The following is an 18,044-nucleotide window of genomic DNA, read 5'->3' on the forward strand; positions in this document are numbered from 1 at the left end:
AGAATGACTGATTCTTCCCTCGGCGTGCGCTTGGCCAAGGAAGAGGACCGCGATTATCTTGCGGGCCTCTTCCCTTCTTCTATCGCGGACTGGTCCCCCATTGTGGACGGCGGGGTCATCGCCCTGCCCATGGCCGCCAACGAGGACCCTACCGTTGCTCCCCGCGGCGCCGCGCTCCTGCGCTACTACCCCGCCGCCGACAAAGGCCCAGCTTTCTTGGGCGATCCCTCGGCGCACCCGCTTGACGACGCCACCTGGCTCACCCCCTTCGATCCCGAAGACATTCCCGAGCTCATCGTCTCCAGCGATGACCCCGCCGCCCGCGAATTGCTTATTGCCAACGCCATCGACCTCGCGGCCGAGCAGACTGCCCCCGGCATCTCTTCTGCCACGGCCCTGCCCGGATTCGAGGAACTCGCACCCGGCAAGTTCTTCCGCCGCTTCTAGCTCGCCCCTAGGTCCGTCCGCCCTCCTGCTAACCTAGCTACGATGCTGAAAATAGATGCAACTTACGGACATTCCACCGCTTTGGGGCACCTGAATCGCACCTTCGACGCCGGGCGCGTATACGGCTTGAAGGGTCCCAATGGTGCGGGTAAATCTACGCTGCTGCAGACCTTGAGCGGCGAAATTGCCCCACTGAAAGGCACCGTCTCCATCGACGGTGCCGCACCCGGCAGCGCTGAGGCCGCCGGATCCGTCATCGCAGTCGCGGACCCGGTCTTCTTGCCCGACCTCACCGTCGGAGAGCACTTCACCCTGCTTTCGCGCCGCTCCGGCGTAGACTTTGCCGAGGTCCATGAGCTCTGGGCCATCGACGACGACATCCTAAACTCCGCGGTCAGCGACCTTTCTTCGGGCCAGCGTCAGCGCGTCTACCTCGCCGCCCAGCTCTATCAGCCGGCCAAGGCCCTGCTTATCGACGAACCCGAGCGCCACCTTGACCACACCTGGACCGCCTTCTTGGCCGAGGAGCTGCGCCGCCTCGCCGCAGAGGGCCGTTGTGTAGTGCTAGCCTCCCACTCCCCGGCCATCTTCGCTGCCTGCGACGAGGTGGTAGAGATTTCATGAAGCTTTTATCTCAAGCCTCTTCAGCCCTCTATTACGCCTTCATCGCGGCGCTCATCGCGAGCGTCAGTGTCTACGCTTGGCAGAATGCCGCCGAGGTTTTGCCCTCGCTCGCGCAACGCACAGCCGCTTCTCTACCCGCCACCGCGACCATTGGCGCTGCGTTCGGCTCCCTCGCCCTCATCGTTCTCCTTGAAGCGCTCTATCCACTACGCAGCCTTTCCCTAGGCCGGTGGGTCTATGTGGATAGGCCGCAGGGGCATATGCGGGGCGTCGATAAGCTGTCTATTGCCCAACTCGCCGGCGTGAGCCTCCTCGGCCTAGCCCTGTGTACATCGCTGCACCTTCCGCTCTATGCAGCGATAACCCTGCCACTGCTGCGGTTTGTCATTGGCTGGCGATCCTTCGATCTCGCCTCGCTCCTTCGTGCGGGCCGTACCCGTGCCGTCGGCTCGTCCTCCTTTGGGCTACTGGATTCCGAGGTATCTGCCGATGCCACCGCCTCCCAGTGCGCGCGCCTGCGCCCGCGCTCGCGCGCCACGGTATCGCCCGGTCTCCTCTTTTTCCGGCGCTTGTACCGCCGCTGGTACATCCCGCTCGGCGCGGTCGCCGTCATGGGCCTAACCCTAGGTCTAGCACCACAGCTTGGCAGCCTTGCCCTCATTGGATTCGCTGTCGCATGGACCATCGTCGGCGCCGCCACCGGCCGCGCCGCATCCTTTGGCCGCATCATCGATGGTGCCTTGCCCGACTGGGGACTGCCACTGGCCGCTTCCGCAGGTGCCGCTGTTCTTGGCACCGCTTTCATCGCCACCGTATGGAAGCTGCCGATACTCGTACTCGCCGCGTGCTGTTTAGGACTTACCTATGCCTCCTTCAAGCGCTCCCGCCCCGCACGCGTGACCACTATGAGCATCATCGACACCGGTGGCTTCGGTGCTTCATTCTCCCCCGAGGTCTTCAGTTACTTCCTACGCGGTGGCTTCGGTATTGCGGCCATAGCTGTGATCCTCTTTTTCTAGTCGCCCTGCACTTTCCCCAGGTACGTCACTTCAATAAGTTGCACATACCTGGGGATTTCTTTTGAGGTTAATTCTGTATTACTTCACATAACACAGTTTGTGTTACTATAAGTAATACAGAATAAAGATTGGAGGTGACAGATGTTTATTAACCTCAACCCCGATTCAGATATCCCCGTCTTCCAACAAATTCACGATGAAATCGTTTTGGCTATCGCTCGCGGACAGCTCTCTGATGGCGACAAGCTCGACCCCGTCCGCCGCGTCGCGAAAGACATAGGCATCAACCCGGCCACCGTGAAGAAGGCGTACGACCTCTTGGTTTCTGACGGCCTCGTTGAAACCGCCGGCCGCTCCGGCTCCATCGTCAGACCCGGTGCTCGCACCCAGGCTCAAGAACGGCAACTAGCTGAGCATTTAGGCCGCATAGTCGCACTCGCCCGCGCACAGGGCTTTAGCCCAGATGAGCTCCACACTCACCTCAGCTCCACTCTTAAACACTTGGAAGTATCGTCATGATTTTCGCACTTTTAATGGCCGCCACAACTCTCGCTATTACCTGGATTATGGCCCAAATGCCCGCCCTTGCCTCGCCCAGCACACCGCTCGGTGTTCGCGTGCCAAAGGCCTACCTTTCCGATAGTGCAGTTACCTCTGCCCTTGCCGGATTCAAGGTACGTACGTGGACCTGTGGCATTGCGGCAACGGTTCTGTCCTTCTTTGCCTGGAAACTGCCGCTAATAGCCGCCGTACCTTCTCTCGTGGTAGCACTCGGTGGCATGTGGGCCTACATCTCCCAACGTCGCCGCATCATCGCCGCTAAAAAGGCGGGCGGCTGGTTCGACGAGGTTGAAACCACCATCGCTGCTCGTGTTTCCACCAACGCCAATGGCACACCCGAATTCGAAGGCATCCCCACACCGACTTTTCCGTGGTTAACAATGCTCGCCTCCCTGCTATGCATCGCGGCCGGTGCCATCATCGTCGCTTCCCACTGGTCCGATATTCCTGACCCCGTTCCCGTGCACTGGAATGGCTCCATGGAGGCCGACAATTGGAGCGACAAATCAATTAGGAGCGTGTTTTTCTCCTCATTCGTTGCTTTGGCATTGCTGGGCCTATTTGCGATTATCTGCTCTTTTATCGCGCATAGTGAGGTATCCCCACGCTCTGAGCGCAACATTAAAGCGAGGCTACGCAACGAGGCCAACCTCGCCTTCACAAACACCGGAATGGGAGTACTCACTCTGCTCATCAGCGCCGGGACGGCCTTCATGCAGGTAACCAGCCCTATCCCGCACTATCAACGCTTCCACAGCGCCGCGATCATCACAATGTTGATTCTCGCCATTGGTGGCAGCATCGGCCTAGTTGTATTTATTCTCTACAAACAATCCCGGTTATCCGAGCAATTGCGCGGTATTCACTTCGCTGATGAAGACAAAGAATCACCGGACAATGACCACCTCTATAAATGGGGCGTAATGTATTACAACCCGGATGATCCGGCGGTACTGGTAGATAAGCGCTTCGGTACGGGAATGTCGTTTAATTATGCCCGGTGGCAGGCCAAAGTCTTTTTCGGCCTCGTGATACTCATCCTGGTCGGCTCGTTAGCATTGCCCGTCATCCTTGGTTAAAGCAGACCTCCGCCATCATCGCGAATCAACGATTTCGTCCATATAAACCGCCAATTTCGTCGACGGTTTTGGTGTTTTGGATGGACAAAATCGCGAAAAGCCGCCCGCAGACAGCACAGCGCCCCGCTTCCTAGAGGATTGCGCGAAGGAAGCGGGGCGCTGGTGTGCGTCAGTTAGTTGATGACGGCGATGAGGTCGCCGCCTTCAACTTTGGTGGCCTGGCCGATGGCCACGCGTTCGACCACGCCATCCTTGGTGGCGGAGATGGATGCTTCCATCTTCATCGCCTCGATGACGGCGATTTGGTCGCCGGCCTTAACCTCGTCGCCGGGCTTGGCGGTCGGGTTAACCACGCCGGCGAATGGTGCGGCGACATGGCCCTCGTTGGAGGGGTCGGCCTTTTCTACGGTGGCGACGGTGGACTCGGCGTTTTCATCGCGAACCTTCATCGGGCGAATCTGACCGTTGACATTGAGCACGACGTTACGCATGCCCTTCCCGTCCGGCTCGCCCACGGCGTCAAGACGCACCACGACCTGCTTGAGGTCGGCGCGATCGGTGGAGTCCTCTGGGAAGTAGTGGACGACCTTTTCTTCGCCTTCGGTAAGGCCGTAGAAGAAGGTGGTATCCGTCAGCGCCTCAGTGTTGCCGTACTTGCGACGGAACTCATTGAATTCCTCGAACTGCTTCGGGAACAGGAGGCGATTCAGGCTGGCGCGGCGCTCATCCGAGTTATCGGATTCCAGATGCGGTTGCTCTTCCGCAGGAACCTCGCTCACCTTGGCGCCGGTTTCCTCGCGGCCATCGAGCACCTTATCGCGCAGCTCCGGCCAACCGCCTGGAGGGGTACCGAGCTGGCCGCGGAGGAACTGGTTGACCGAGTCCGGAATATCGAACTTGGTGGGGTTGGCAGCGAAGTCCGCAGGGTCTACGCCGGCACCGACAAGGTGTAGGGCGAGGTCGCCCACAACCTTGGAGGATGGGGTGACCTTGGTCGGACGGCCCAGCATCTCATTGACTGCTGCATAGGTGTCCTCGATGACCTCGAAGCGGTCTGCCAAGCCGAGGGCAACGGCCTGGGCACGCAGGTTGGACAGCTGGCCGCCCGGAATCTCGTGCTTGTACACGCGACCGGTCGGGCCAGGGATACCGTTCTCAAACGGGGCGTAGAGCTGGCGGACGGCCTCCCAATAGGGCTCGAGATCCGATACGGCCTGCAGGTCGATGCCGGTATCGCGCTTGGACTGAGAGAATGCTGCAATAAGGGCGGACAGCGACGGCTGCGAGGTGGTACCGGCCAGCGGCGCGGAGGCGCCGTCGACGATATCGGCACCGGACAAGGCGGCCGCATAGTAGGTTGCCATCTGGCCGCCCGCGGTATCGTGCGTGTGCACGTGCACCGGTAGGTCGAATTCCTTGCGCAGCGCCATAACCAACTTGGAAGCGGCCTCAGGGCGGAGCAGACCGGCCATATCCTTGATGGCAAGGATATGGGCTCCGGACTCTACAATCTGCTCGGCCAGCTTGAGGTAGTAATCCAGCGTGTACAGGTTCTCCTTCGGCGACGAAAGGTCACCGGAGTACGCCATGGCCACCTCAGCAACGGTGGTATTGGTCTCGAGTACGGCATCGATGGCGGGGCGCATCTGGGAGACGTCGTTAAGAGCATCAAAGATGCGGAAGACATCCACGCCGGACTTGGCTGCTTCCTGGACAAAGCCGCGGCAGACCGAATCCGGGTACGGGGTATAGCCCACAGTATTGCGTCCGCGCAGGAGCATCTGGATGTTCTGGTTCGGCATAGCCTCGCGCAGCATGTCCAAGCGGACCCACGGGTCTTCGTGGAGGAAGCGCATGGCGACGTCATAAGTTGCACCACCCCATGCCTCGACCGAGAACAGGTTCGGGGTCATGCGGGCTACGGCTTCGGCTGCAGAAACCAGGGCGGTACTACGCACGCGGGTAGCCAGCAGGGACTGGTGGGCGTCACGGAAGGTGGTATCCGTAACCATCAGCGCATTCTGCTGACGGATCTTCTCCGCCCACTTTTGCGGACCAAACTCGAGCAGGTCGTCTCGGGAACCGCGCGGCAGCGGCTCGGAAAGGTCTAGCTCGGGGAGCTTATCAAAGGGGCGCAGCGCCGTCGGGCGCGTACCGTTAGGCTTATTAACTGTGGTCTCCGCGATGTACTCGAGGATGCGACCAGACTCATCGACTGCCGGCGGAGCCTTGAGCAGGTGCGGATGCGCATTGATGAATCCGGTGTCCACGCGGGTCTGAGTGAAGTCCGGCTCGCGCAGCAGGGCGCGCAGGAAGCCGATATTGGTGGCCACGCCGGAGACGGTGAACTCGTTCAGCGCACGCTGGGCGCGCTGCACAGCCTGCTCGAAATTAACGCCGCGGCAGGTCATCTTCACCAGCAGGGAGTCGAAGTTCGGCGATACTTCTGCGCCCACGGAGGTTGCACCGTCCAAGCGCACGCCAGCGCCGCCCGGCGAACGATACGCAGTCAGCGTGCCGGTATCCGGACGGAAGCCGTTATTCGGGTCCTCGGTGGTGATGCGGCACTGCAGGGCCGAACCGGTAATGGAAATCTTGTCCTGAGCGAGGTGAATATCTTCCAGCGAAGCGCCGGCCGCGATATTCATCTGGGCCTTGACGATGTCTACGCCGGTAATTTCCTCGGTCACGGTGTGCTCCACCTGCACACGCGGGTTCATCTCGATGAAGACGTGATTGCCGCGCTCATCGACGAGGAATTCCACGGTGCCCGCGCCTTCGTAATTAATGTGCTCACAGAACTTCACCGCATCCTGGCAGATGCGGTCACGCAGCTCGGAATCCAGCGACGGCGCCGGCGCAATCTCGACCACCTTCTGGTGGCGGCGCTGGACCGAGCAGTCACGCTCGAAGAGGTGCACCACATTGCCCTGGCTATCGGCCAGAATCTGCACCTCGATGTGCTGTGGTTTGATGACCGCGGTCTCTAGGTACACGCTGCCGTCACCGAACGCCGCTTCCGCCTCGCGCGAAGCCTCGGCCGCCTTTTCGCGCAGCTGGTCCTCGGATTCCACGAAGCGCATGCCGCGCCCGCCGCCACCGGCGACAGCCTTAACGAAGACAGGGAAGTTAAAGTCCTTGGAGTATTCGACCAGCTTATCGACGTCCGTCGATGGCTCCGAGTCCTGCAACGTCGGCAGCCCAGCTTCCTTCGCCGCACTAACCGCAGCCGCCTTATCGCCGGTGAGATCCAAGGTCGCTGGGGTCGGACCAATGAACTTAATGCCATTGTCCTCACACGCACGAGCAAGATCCGCGCGCTCCGAAAGGAATCCATAGCCGGGGTAAATGGCATCCGCTTCAGCCTTCTTGGCAGCGCGAATGATTTCATTAATGTCGAGATAAGCCTTTACCGGCTGTCCCTCATTACCGATGCGGACAGCCTCATCCGCGAAGGCGCGGTGGAAGGAGTTTCGATCTTCGCGAGGATAGACCGCGACGGTCTTTGCCCCAGTCTCAAAGGCAGCACGGAATGCACGCACGGCGATTTCGCCACGGTTGGCTACCAGAATCTTTTTGAACGATGGAAGCGCGGGATTAGCCACTTCTGTGTTCCTTTCAACTCGGAAGGTACTGCGATACAGCACCTCCTCTTGGGTGATCCGTATCTCAGTTTAGAGATCGAAACCTTCCTTGTCTGCCTATTTTCAAGCGGAGTTTGCCACACTATCCAGCGCTTAAACCGCTGCACGGACGGTTTCTGCCGCCCGACCAGTAATAACAGGGTTAGCCGGTCTGTAAATCCTGCAAATTTCTACCTCAACAAAATATGCAGCGGGGACACCTGTGCACCCAAGTAAACCGTTGTTGACCAAACGCCTCCCCGGCTATATGGTTACCCACATAGGTGGTAAACCCATACACCAGGGAAGGAATCACATGTCGCATGCACGAGAGGCCGCACCATGAGCGATACTCGGCCTATTTATCAACAGCTGGCAGGAGGAATCAGAGACATGATTATTTCCGGCGAACTCCCCGAGGGAGAACGCGCCCCCAGTACCAATGAGCTTTCAGCTTTCCATTCCGTCAACCCCACTACCTCCGCAAAGGCACTAACCGTCCTCTTCGAGGAAGGCCTGCTGGAAAAGCGACGCGGCCTGGGCATGTTTGTGCGCGAAGGCGCGCGCGACAAGGTACGCCACCAACGCCAAGAGGCGCTCAGGGAAGACTTCATCGTGCCTCTCCTCAAGGAAGGAGCCGCGCTGGGCTTAAACGCCAGCGATATCGCCGACCTCATCGAAGCCGAAGGAGACCATCATGACGCACCTTAAGATGCACAATGTCAGCTGCAAGCGCCGCCTGCACGTGCCACACCTGGAGCTTACCGCCGGCATGTATGGGCTTATCGGCCCCAATGGCACCGGCAAGACCACGCTCCTGCGCGCGATAGCGGGATTCCTCCCTACTAAGGGCAGCATCGATACCCCACAGGTAGCGATTGCACGCACCGGCGCCGATATTTCGCTCTCCGGTTCCACCGTGGCCCAGCACCTGCGCGCCGCACAGCATGTGCGCGAGGGTTTCGACGTGGGGTATGCGGAGGAGCTGTTGGATAAGGTGGGCGTCGACAAGCGCAGCAAGAACCGCTCTTTAAGCACCGGCCAGCGCCAACTGGTTGCCTGTGCCACTGCCCTGGCAGCGCGCACGCCGGTCACCCTCCTCGATGAGCCTTTCAATGGCTTGGATGCACCGACGCGCACGCGCCTGCGCGAGCTCATTATCGCCCACGCCTCCGGCACCCCGGACTGGCTGCTGGTGCTTTCTTCTCACCGCGCCGAAGACCTCGTCGGCCTAGTTGACCAAGTCATTACCGTGCACGACGGCACGGTCAATAAACCCACCGACCTGGAATCCCAACGGCCGCACTACCCCGTCATTAGCGGCAGCACCAAGGACGTGGAGCAAGCACTCGCGCTTGCCGACGCCCTCCCCCTCCACCACTCCTCCCTTGGCTCCACCTCCAAGGTGCACGCGTGGTGCCCGGCCCCGTTCCCGGCCGATACCGCAGCCGCCGCCCAAATCACCGTCTCCTACCTTGACGACGGCCAGCTCATCGATTTCCTTGTCTCCCGCGCCCATGAATCCGCCCGCACCTCACAAGAGGAGTTCTAGTCATGAAACTACTGAAGACCTTCAACCTCAATGCCGCCAAAGCGCTCATCGTCATAAGCATCATCGTCGTTTTGCTGTGGGGTCTCCCGTATGCCGTCCCCAGCGATCCCTCTGCCATCGGCGCCAATCCAACCGGCTGGGGAATCTTCGCAGTCTTTATGTGGGGACTCTACTGTGCCTTCGCCGCAACCGAATACCGTTCCTTGCGCGGCCTAGGGATGCGACCCCGGCAATGGCTTACCAGCATGCACGCGACGCTGTGGCTAGCCGCGCTCATTTTTGGAGCCGTCGCCTGGACCGCTTACTACATCGCTCTGCAATCGGGTGCGTACGCGAATTCTTCGTGGACAATCACCCCCGGCGCTGTAGAAGCCAGCCTTCCGTTTTGCTACGCGGCCACCTTCGGTAGCTTCGCCTGTGGCCACCTCATAACCGGATACATTGGCGCACTCATCGGCGTGGTAGTAAGTAGCGCAAACCAAAGCTCCCTATTCGTTCGGCTCCTACTAATCGCCGGCATCATCGTCGGCCTATTCCTAGCGGATGGCATCGTGATTACTCTCGCTGAATCATTTGGAGCTGTAGAAATCGGCGCCCCATGGCCCGGCATGTTTTTCTTCGCTGGTTTAGCGGTCCTTATCTGCACCGCAGCAATTCACCTCCTGGCGCGGCGTATCCAGCCATAACCCGACCGCAGAAAAGCCCCGACAAGTATGTCAGCTCCCCCACTCCGGCCAACGTGACGGTGCCGGAATGTGAGGGAGCTGACACGTTTTAGAAGGACTTTGGCGGGACCGAACGCTGCTCCTCGCCGTTATATGCGGATAGCGGACGAATAAGCGAGTTATTCTCGTTCTGCTCCACAATGTGCGCGGTCCAACCGGTGATGCGGGCCATGACAAAGATTGGCGTGAAGAATTCAATGTCGAAACCCAAGATGTGATAGGCAGGGCCAGCGGGAAAATCGAGGTTAGGCTTGATCTTGATCGAGGTATTTTCCTCCATCGTCTTGGCCATGATGTCGTACATCTCAATCCATTGGGTCTGGTCATGTTGTTCGGCCAGCTCCTTAAAGGCGGCCTCCATGGTGGGAACTCGGGAGTCGCCGTTTTTGTAAACGCGGTGGCCAAAGCCCATGACCAGTTCCTTGTTGGCCAGCTTCTTCTTGGTCCACTCTTCGGCCTTGGCAGGATCGCCAACCTCCAGGAAGTTCTTCATAACTGCCTCGTTGGCACCGCCATGCAATGGCCCCTTGAGAGCGCCGATAGCCGCGACGATAGCGGAATACGTATCGGACATAGTGGAGGTCACCACGCGGGCAGCGAAGGTGGAGGCGTTAAATGAGTGCTCGGCGTAGAGAATGAGGGACTTATCAAAGGCCTCGATATCGGCGCGGTTGGTAGCTGGGGAGCCTTCCTCATCACCGAAGACCATCCACAGGAAGTTCTCCGCAAAGCCCTTCTTGCGAGAAGGCTGGATGTAGCCCTCGCCGCGGCGGCGTCGGATATCAAGAGCAATGATGGTCGGGATCTTGGCCATTAGCTCAAGCGCGGTACGGCGGATATGTTCAGAGTCCTTGGTATATTCCTCTGGGTCTTGGGAACCGATATAGGAAATGGCGGTACGCAGAACGTCCATTGGGTGGCACGACAGCGGCATGGACATGATGAGGTCAATGACATGGCGCTCCAAGTGGCGCAGGGCTTTCTCGCGGGCAGAGAAACGGATGAGGGATTCCTGCCCCGGTAGCTTGCCGTTCCACAGCAGATAGGCCACTTCCTCGAAGGAGCAATAGCGGGCAAGCTCTTGGACGGGATAGCCGCGGTAGGTCAGTGAGTTGGTCTCAGGAACGACCTTGGACACGGCAGTCTCATCGACGACGACGCCATACAGGCCCTTGCGGATTTCGGGGGTCTGATTCTTATCGGACATGGTGCAAATTCTCCTTAGCTTTCGAAGGTGGGACGGTAGGTGTCTTTGGAATAGGTGAATACGGATTTGTCGAAGTCGTTGTATTCCTCGTAACGCACCAGCTCATAAAGGCGGGAACGGTGTTGCATGCGCTCGAGCCAGTCGGTTTGCAAGCCGGTTTCATGCATATCCCGCAGGAAATCTTCGGTAGCGCCCATAGCCACGCGGAAGGTGGAGACGGGCCAGATGACTGCGTTATAGCCGAGGTCTTCTAGCTGTTGCGCCGAAAGCAACTCGGTTTTGCCGAATTCGGTCATATTTGCCAGCAACGGGGTGTCGACAGCAGCGCGGAATTTTTCAAAGTCTGCTGGCTGATACAACGCCTCAGTGAAGATAAGGTCCGCACCGGCATCGGCGTAAGCCTTTGCACGGTCGATGGCGTCATCGATGCCATTGACTCCTGCGGCATCGGTGCGGGCACAGATAATGAAGTTCGGGTCGCGCCGCTCGTTGACCGCGGCGCTAATACGGCGGAGCATAATATCTGTGCCCACCACTTCTTTGCCGTCGAGGTGGCCGCAGCGCTTCGGGTTGACCTGGTCTTCAAGGTGGCATCCAGCCAGGCCTGCGTCTTCGAGTGCGGCTATGGTGCGGGCGGCGGACATGGGTTCGCCGAAGCCAGTGTCGGCGTCGACAAGCACGGGCAGGTCCGTCGCGCGGGCAATCTGGCCCGAACGTTGCGCCACCTCAGTCAAGGTGGTCAGGCCAATATCGGGAAGGCCCAAATCATTGGCCAGCACCGCGCCGGAGACATAAACTCCGCCGAAACCACCGATATCCTGAATTAGCCGCGCGGTCAGAGGATTGAACGCGCCCGGCAATCGGGTAATGGTGCCGGATTCAAGGTCGGCGCGGAATTGCTGACGCTTTTCCGCGGGAGTTTTCAAAGAGCCAAATAGTCCAGCCATTAGAAGAGTCCTTCCGGTTTCTGGGGTGCGGCGGCGAGGTGAGCATCGGTCACCCGCACGTTTAACTCGGTAAGGTCAGTGAGATTTTCCAAGTTTTGGACGGCGTTGAGGAAGCGCTCTTGTTCGGCTTCATCCACGATGCCGTTTGCGAGTTTTCTGAACTTCTCTATGTATTGCTCGCGTGCAAAGGGTCGGGCACCAAGCGGGTGGGCGTCAGCAACGGCGCGCTCATCTTCTACCACCGTGCCGTCTTTGAAAGTGATCACAGCCTTGCCGCCAAAGGCCTTTTCAGAAAGGTCGTTGGAGTGATAACGGCGGGTCCACTCGGGGTCCTCGACGGTGGAAATCTTGTGCCAAAGTTCGATGGTCTCCGGGCGGTTGGCACGCTCGGGAGCATAAGAAGCCTCGTGGTCCCACTCGCCGTCCTCAAGGGCGACGGCAAAGATGTACATGATGGAATGATCCAGCGTCTCCCGGGAAGCAGAGGGATCCATCTTTTGCGGATCATTGGCACCGGTACCGATGACATAGTGCGTGTGGTGCGAGGTATGCAGAACGATGGACTCGATATCCGCTGTCCTCAGTCCCCTTTCTGCCAGGGTTTTCTTTAGCGCAAAGGCCATATCGATGGGCGCTTGGGCCTGGTATTCGGCCGAGTGTTCCTTGGTATAGGTATCCAAGATGGCGCGCTTTTCCTCGCCAAGCTCTGGCAAGGGGACCGTGTAGGTGCGCTCCGGCGAATGCAGCATCCACGCGATGAATCCATCCTCGCCTTCCCAGATGGGTGCCGGCGCACCTTCGCCGCGCATCGTCCGGTCGACGGCTTCAATGGCCATTTTTCCCGCGAAGGCTGGGGCATAGGCCTTCCAGGAAGAAATCAATCCTTTGCGGGACTGGCGGGTGGCGGTCGTGGTGTGCAACGCCTGACCCACCGCCTGGTAGATCGTGTCCCTATCCAAACCGAGCATGGTACCGATGCCGGCGGCCACGGAGGGCCCGAGGTGCGCTACATGGTCAATCTTGTGCTCGTGCAGGCAAATTCCCTTAACGAGGTTGACCTGGATTTCATAGCCGGTAGCGATGCCGCGGATAAGATCACGGCCGCTAAGGCCCTTGTGCTGCGCGGTAGCAAGAAGCGGCGGAATATTGTCCCCTGGGTGCGAGTATTCAGCGGAGAGGAAGGTGTCGTGATAGTCCAGCTCACGGACCGCTGTGCCGTTGGCTAGGGCGGCCCATTCGGCCGAGTAGGCTCCATCCACACCAAATACAGTGGAACCTCCCTCGCTTACCGGGTGTGCCTGGGCCATGATGCGGGCGGAGGTTACAGGCCCCCGCGCCACGGAGGCCATAGCCACAGCTGCGTTGTCGATAATGCGGTTAATAATCATGTCGGTGGTCTCAGCTGGGACCTCTACGGGGTCCGCGGCCACTTCTGCCACCTTGTATGCCAAGTGTTCCTCATAGGGAAATTCCTCGGCGGATTTATGGGTGCGTACCTCGTGCTTCTTCACTAGATGGGTCCTCCTTCACTCTGCGGTGCGTTTCACATCACACTAAATGCTTGAATGTGCTCTGCGCTATAAGTAGGGTGTGTGTAATCTAGCGGAACGATTCAGTGGAATCTGCAAACCTTGTGGTTTCTACTGTTCACGGCGACGAAAGGTGGCCGAACTAGCGATGACCAAGCATTATGCGGGGGCACGAATCCATGCACTGCGCAAGCAGCGGGGGCTAACACAGGTAGCGATGGCCAAACAGTTGGGACTATCAACCAGCTACCTCAACCAGCTCGAAAACGATCAACGCCCGCTTACCGTCACCGTGCTCATGCAGCTGACCCAGCGTTTCAATGTGGATCCCGGATATTTCGCGAACGACCGCGATGCACGCACCATTACCGACCTGCGCCGGATCTTTCCCGAGGCGACCGAAGACTCACTGGCTGACCTTGCCTCACGCTTTCCGGAACTCATGCCCCGCTTCGTCGATGTCGCCAGTCGCGCTCCGGCGCGCGAACGCTCCCCCTTCGAGCTCGTGCGAGATTTTTTCTACGACGCCCATAACTACATCCACGAGCTCGATGTCCTAGCTGAAGAGCTCGCCGACCAGCTCGGTGACCGGGTGCTACGCCGCAGCCGCTTAGCTTCCCGAATGCACGAGGACCTCGGCGTTAGCGTCCGCTTTTCCCGGCCGGGCCCACGCCGCAGCTTCAACCCTGACGCCCGGGAGCTTGCGCTTCGCGACGGCCTCTCCGAAGCCCAGCTAGTCTTTGAAATGGCGCTCCAATATTGTTTACTTGCCTACCGCGATGTCTGCGATAACCTCGTATCCGAACTTCCGGCGGGCGAGGCCCAAGAATTAGCTACTTTAGGGCTCGCGCAATACTTCGCCGCCGCGGTCACCATGCCCTACCAACCGTTCCTATCGATGGCCGAGGAAACCCGATACGATATCGACCTTTTGTGCAACTACTTTGGCACCGGTTTCGAAACCACCGCACAACGCCTGGCCACCCTCCAGCGCCCAGGCCTTACCGGCGTGCCCTTTTCCTTCATCCGCACCGACCGCGCTGGGAATATCTCCAAGCGCCAATCCTCCACCGCCTTCCACTTCGCCCGCTCGGGCGGGTCATGCCCATTATGGGTAGTCCACCGCGCCTTTGAGACGCCCAATCGCATCACCCGCCAGGTAGCCGCCATGCCAGACGGTCACGTCTACCTGTGGATAGGTCGCTTTGTGCAAGGAACCGCACAATCTTGGGGAACCCCTCGTAAAGAGTTCGCCGTGGGCTTAGGCTGCGATATCTCTGAGGCCGACCGCATTGTCTACGCCGATGCGCTTAATTTAGACGTATCCGCCGCCACCCCTATCGGCCCTGGTTGTACCGCTTGCCCGCGCGAGCATTGCCCCCAGCGTGCTCTTCCTCAAGCGGATCGCGCCATCCAGGTTTCACTCAATCGCACCGCCGAGCATTCTTACTCCACCTTTTAGCGGCGCATGAAAAAGCGCCCGATCTCGACTGCTTATCGAGTGCGGGCGCGAAGAGAGGAATTGGTTTCGTTTACTCCAGATCGTCGTGGGCAACGAGGCGTCGTGCAGCCTCGGTGATGGTGCCCGACAGGGACGGGTATACGGCGAAGGAATCGGCCAGCTGGTTCACGGTGAGCTGGTTCGTCACGGCCATGGCAATGGGCAGAATGAGCTCGGAGGCGGTCGGCGCAACGATGACGCCACCGATAACGCGGCCAGAGGTGGCGCGGCAGAAGAGCTTGACAAAGCCGTGCTGCAGGGAACGCATCTTGGCTCGCGGGTTGGTATTGAGCGGCATGGTGATGGTGCGGGCGGCGACTTCGCCGGCCTCAATCTCTGCCTGGGTGAAACCGACGGCGGCGATTTCCGGACGGGTGAAGACGGCGTTGGCCACGGTCTTCAGGCGCAGCGGGGAAACGCCCTCACCCAGTGCGTGGTACATGGCTACGCGGCCCTGCATTGCGGCGACGGACGCCAATGGGAAGAGGTCAGAGCAGTCGCCAGCGGCGTAGATGCCGGCAATATTGGTGCGGGAGACGCGGTCGACCTGAATGTGGCCGGACTTGGCGGTTTCCACGCCGACATTCTCCAGCTTGAGGTCCTGGGTATTCGGGACAGAGCCGATGGACATGATGACGTGGGAGCCGGTGATTTCGCGGCCGTCCTGCGTGGTGACCAGGACGTTGCCATCCTCGGTGCGGTTGACGGTTTCCACGCGGCAGTTCTTTTCCAGTTCCACGCCGCGCTCGCTCAGCACGGTCTCGAGGACGTCGGCCGCATCGGCGTCGTCATGCGGCAAAATACGGTCGCGGGAGGCAACCATAGTGACCTTCACACCCAGCTCTGCAAAGGCGGAGACGAACTCGGCACCGGTGACGCCGGAACCGACGACGATGAGGTGCTCCGGCAGCTCAGTGAGGTTGTAGACCTGCTGCCAGGTAAGGATGCGCTCGCCATCCGGCTGAGCGCCGGGGAGAATGCGAGGGGTGGCGCCGGTGGCTACCAAGACAAGATCTGCGTTAATGGTTTCCTCGTGGCCGTCCTCGTTGAATACCGCGGTGACCTTGTGGCCGCCAAAGGCATCGGCTTCCTGATCCTCTGGGAAGTAGCCGCGGCCGTCAATAACGCGGGCGCCTAGGGATTCCACCGTGGCGCGGATATCGGAGGACTGCTTGCTTGCCAGGTCCTGCACACGCTTATTCAGAGCGGTCAGGGAGAGGTGGGCCTGGCCAATGCCTTCGTTGAGCTTCATATCCTCGGCGCGGCGCAAGTCGGTCTTGATATTAGCGCCGGCGATGAAGGACTTGGAAGGAACGCAGTCCAAGATAACGCTGTTACCGCCCATGCCTTGGTCTTCAATAATGGTGATTTCTGCACCATACTTGGCGCCTGCCAATGCGGCTTCATAGCCTGCCGGGCCACCGCCGATGATGACAATTCGCTTGGTCTGGTTCAACACGCACTTGCTCCTTTATCAGCTCCACTTTAAAAGTCGCTTACGAGTCTAACGTGTAGGACCTTAAAGCGCGTTAGTCTGTCTCCGCATTCTCCCCAATGAACTGCTCAACCACGGCGCCGAAGAGCTTGATGCCCACACCTATGGCCCGCTCATCCACGATGAGATCGCCCATATGCAGGTCATGCTGCTCGCCCTCGCCGGACCAGCAGCCAAGCCGCGCCATGGAACCGGGGACCTTTTCTAGGTACCAGGAAAAGTCCTCGCCGCCGGAGGATTGCGGGGCTTGCACGACGGCCTGCGGATCGATGGATTGGGCTGCGGAGGCAAGCAGGGCGGTTGCGACGTCGTCGTTAAGCACCGGCGGAACGCCGCGGTTATAGGTCAGCTCATGTTCTACGCCTACCGGCGCAAGGATTTGATCCACCAGCTCGGTAAAGAGGCTTTGCATATCGCGCCAGATGCCAATATCCGCCGTGCGCATGGTGCCGGTCAAGCTGCCGGTCTCCGGAATGGCATTGGGCGCATATCCGGAATTAACCTGGCCAAAGACCAAAACGGTGCCGGTGCGTGGGTCAACGCGGCGCGAGAGCAGCGCGGGCAGTTCAGTGATGACCTTGCCCAGGGCATAGACGACATCGGCGGAAAGATGCGGCCGGGAGGTATGCCCACCCGGGCCCTTGATATTGAGCTCCACCACGTCGGTAGCAGAAGTGATCGCCCCGGCGCGGATACCGATGCGCCCCACGCGCAGCTTGGGCTCGGCGTGGATGGCAAAAATGGAATGCACGCCCTCCAGCGCGCCCCATTCAATGACGTCGGTCGCACCGCCGACCCATACCTCTTCGGCCGGCTGGAAGATGACGCGAATGCCCAGCGGCAGGTCGTGGACGCGCTGGAAATCCGCCAATGCACAGGCCAGACCGAGCGCCACGGTGGTGTGCACGTCGTGGCCGCAGGCATGCATCTTTCCGGGAACTTCGGAGGTATATTCCAGCCCGGTGACCTCGGTGACCGGCAGGGCGTCGATATCGGCGCGGAAGGCCAGCCGGCCTAGCTCCGTATCGGGGCCTATGTCTACCATGAGGCCGGTCTGTGGGAAGCGCTGTGGCTCCAAGCCATAGTCCTGCAGGATAGAGGCTAGGAAGTTGGTGGTTTCCACCTCTTGGTTCGCGGTTTCCGGGTGGCGGTGGATATGGCGCCGCCACGCGATGACCTCCGCACGGTGGGCATTGAACCACTCGTTGATGAATTCCGAGATCATCCGCGTGCCTTCCCTGTCGTTGAAATACGTCTGGGTGCAAAGTCTACAACTAGACCATGCGGTTCAGTAACTCAGGTGGTGATGCGGGGTGCGCTAGTTCAGGGCGCCGTTCCACGTGGCGGCAAACCGACGCCGGTCCACATAGCCTTGCGGGAAAGGCGCGACGTCCTCGGCGACGGCCACCGCGGAATCGGTCAAATGTCCTTCCACCACGTCCCCACCGGCCGGCAGCAGCACCGCCGGCGGGATTTCTAGAGCCAAGGCCAGCTTATATACCGTAGACAGCTGCGGATCGGCCATGGCGTGCATGCCATTTTCGTTGCGCTCCAGATTGGAAATTTGGCTGCGCGATACCCCAGAAATCTCCGCCAGCGCCTGTTGCGAAATCCCCCGACGCTGTCGCACCCGCCGCAATTGTTGCGAAAATCCGTGGCCGTAGCTCGACCACATTAGATGAATGAAACTCATATTCTCCCCCTGGAAAGTGCGGTCGCCTTTCCAGGGAGAAGA

Annotated in this window: 15 protein-coding genes and 1 pseudogene; 9 read left to right on the forward strand and 7 right to left on the reverse strand. The window is 59.7% G+C overall.

Features of this window, described 5'->3' with window-relative positions:
• The first annotated feature begins 3 nt into the window (after positions 1-3).
• The 5 genes and pseudogenes from LG376_RS00840 to LG376_RS12625 form a co-directional block, all read left to right on the forward strand.
• Entirely contained in the window at positions 4-447 is a 444-nt protein-coding gene (locus LG376_RS00840; protein ID WP_225745886.1) for a hypothetical protein, read from the forward strand.
• A 42-nt stretch (positions 448-489) separates the two neighbouring features.
• Positions 490-1,071 carry an ATP-binding cassette domain-containing protein gene (locus LG376_RS00845; RefSeq protein ID WP_225745887.1) on the forward strand — a complete coding sequence of 194 codons (582 nt, stop codon included), beginning with the start codon at positions 490-492 and terminating at the stop codon, positions 1,069-1,071.
• Positions 1,068-2,090, forward strand: a complete 1,023-nt coding sequence (locus LG376_RS00850; RefSeq protein ID WP_225745888.1) for an ABC transporter permease — start codon at positions 1,068-1,070, stop codon at positions 2,088-2,090. The genes LG376_RS00845 and LG376_RS00850 overlap by 4 nt, the downstream gene beginning before the upstream one ends.
• Positions 2,091-2,231: 141 nt before the next feature.
• Positions 2,232-2,609, forward strand: coding sequence for a GntR family transcriptional regulator (locus LG376_RS00855; RefSeq protein ID WP_225745889.1), 378 nt, complete (start codon positions 2,232-2,234; stop codon positions 2,607-2,609).
• Positions 2,610-3,031: 422 nt separating this feature from the next.
• Positions 3,032-3,652 (forward strand): annotated as a pseudogene (locus tag LG376_RS12625) (DUF1648 domain-containing protein); the annotation flags it as partial.
• Positions 3,653-3,903: 251 nt separating this feature from the next.
• Here the strand turns inward: LG376_RS12625 and LG376_RS00865 are convergent.
• A complete protein-coding gene (locus LG376_RS00865) occupies positions 3,904-7,335 on the reverse strand; it encodes a pyruvate carboxylase (RefSeq protein ID WP_225745891.1) in 3,432 nt (1,143 codons plus the stop codon).
• Between the two features lie 360 nt (positions 7,336-7,695).
• On the opposite strand from LG376_RS00865, the gene LG376_RS00870 reads away from it, so the two are divergent.
• Genes LG376_RS00870 through LG376_RS00880 form a run of 3 tightly spaced genes read left to right on the forward strand, consistent with a single transcriptional unit; the run spans position 7,696 to position 9,591 of the window.
• The gene (locus LG376_RS00870; RefSeq protein ID WP_225745892.1) at positions 7,696-8,064 is read left to right on the forward strand and encodes a GntR family transcriptional regulator; all 369 of its coding nucleotides are present in this window, start codon (positions 7,696-7,698) and stop codon (positions 8,062-8,064) included.
• Complete coding sequence (locus tag LG376_RS00875) at positions 8,051-8,905, forward strand: ATP-binding cassette domain-containing protein (protein ID WP_225745893.1); 855 nt, start codon at positions 8,051-8,053, stop codon at positions 8,903-8,905. Before LG376_RS00870 ends, LG376_RS00875 begins: the two co-directional genes overlap by 14 nt.
• A gap of 2 nt (positions 8,906-8,907) precedes the next feature.
• Positions 8,908-9,591, forward strand: coding sequence for a transglycosylase (locus LG376_RS00880; RefSeq protein ID WP_225745894.1), 684 nt, complete (start codon positions 8,908-8,910; stop codon positions 9,589-9,591).
• Between the two features lie 88 nt (positions 9,592-9,679).
• Here the strand turns inward: LG376_RS00880 and LG376_RS00885 are convergent, their stop codons facing one another.
• Genes LG376_RS00885 through prpD form a run of 3 tightly spaced genes read right to left on the reverse strand, consistent with a single transcriptional unit; the run spans position 9,680 to position 13,295 of the window.
• Positions 9,680-10,837 (reverse strand): bifunctional 2-methylcitrate synthase/citrate synthase, encoded by a 1,158-nt coding sequence (locus LG376_RS00885; protein WP_225745895.1) that lies wholly within the window; start codon positions 10,835-10,837, stop codon positions 9,680-9,682.
• A 14-nt stretch (positions 10,838-10,851) separates the two neighbouring features.
• Positions 10,852-11,784 (reverse strand): methylisocitrate lyase, encoded by a 933-nt coding sequence (gene prpB / locus LG376_RS00890; RefSeq protein WP_225745896.1) that lies wholly within the window; start codon positions 11,782-11,784, stop codon positions 10,852-10,854.
• Positions 11,784-13,295: a 2-methylcitrate dehydratase PrpD gene (gene prpD, locus LG376_RS00895; protein ID WP_225745897.1), complete on the reverse strand. Its 1,512-nt coding sequence runs from the start codon at positions 13,293-13,295 to the stop codon at positions 11,784-11,786. Before prpD ends, prpB begins: the two co-directional genes overlap by 1 nt.
• 166 nt (positions 13,296-13,461) lie before the next feature.
• Between prpD and LG376_RS00900 the strand changes: the two genes are divergently transcribed.
• Positions 13,462-14,775 (forward strand): short-chain fatty acyl-CoA regulator family protein, encoded by a 1,314-nt coding sequence (locus tag LG376_RS00900; RefSeq protein WP_225745898.1) that lies wholly within the window; start codon positions 13,462-13,464, stop codon positions 14,773-14,775.
• Between the two features lie 70 nt (positions 14,776-14,845).
• Here LG376_RS00900 and LG376_RS00905 read toward each other — a convergent pair whose 3' ends face one another.
• The 3 genes from LG376_RS00905 to LG376_RS00915 all read right to left on the reverse strand — a co-directional run bounded on the left by LG376_RS00905 (position 14,846) and on the right by LG376_RS00915 (position 18,002).
• Positions 14,846-16,273 carry an NAD(P)H-quinone dehydrogenase gene (locus LG376_RS00905; RefSeq protein ID WP_225745899.1) on the reverse strand — a complete coding sequence of 476 codons (1,428 nt, stop codon included), beginning with the start codon at positions 16,271-16,273 and terminating at the stop codon, positions 14,846-14,848.
• 70 nt (positions 16,274-16,343) lie between these two features.
• Entirely contained in the window at positions 16,344-17,534 is a 1,191-nt protein-coding gene (locus LG376_RS00910) for a M20 family metallopeptidase (protein ID WP_086587867.1), read from the reverse strand.
• A gap of 93 nt (positions 17,535-17,627) precedes the next feature.
• Positions 17,628-18,002 carry a helix-turn-helix domain-containing protein gene (locus LG376_RS00915; RefSeq protein WP_225745900.1) on the reverse strand — a complete coding sequence of 125 codons (375 nt, stop codon included), beginning with the start codon at positions 18,000-18,002 and terminating at the stop codon, positions 17,628-17,630.
• Between the last annotated feature and the right edge of the window lie 42 nt (positions 18,003-18,044).

It is taken from the genome of Corynebacterium sp. Marseille-P4611 (assembly GCF_916618765.1).
GTDB classification, from domain to species: Bacteria; Actinomycetota; Actinomycetes; order Mycobacteriales; family Mycobacteriaceae; genus Corynebacterium; species Corynebacterium marquesiae.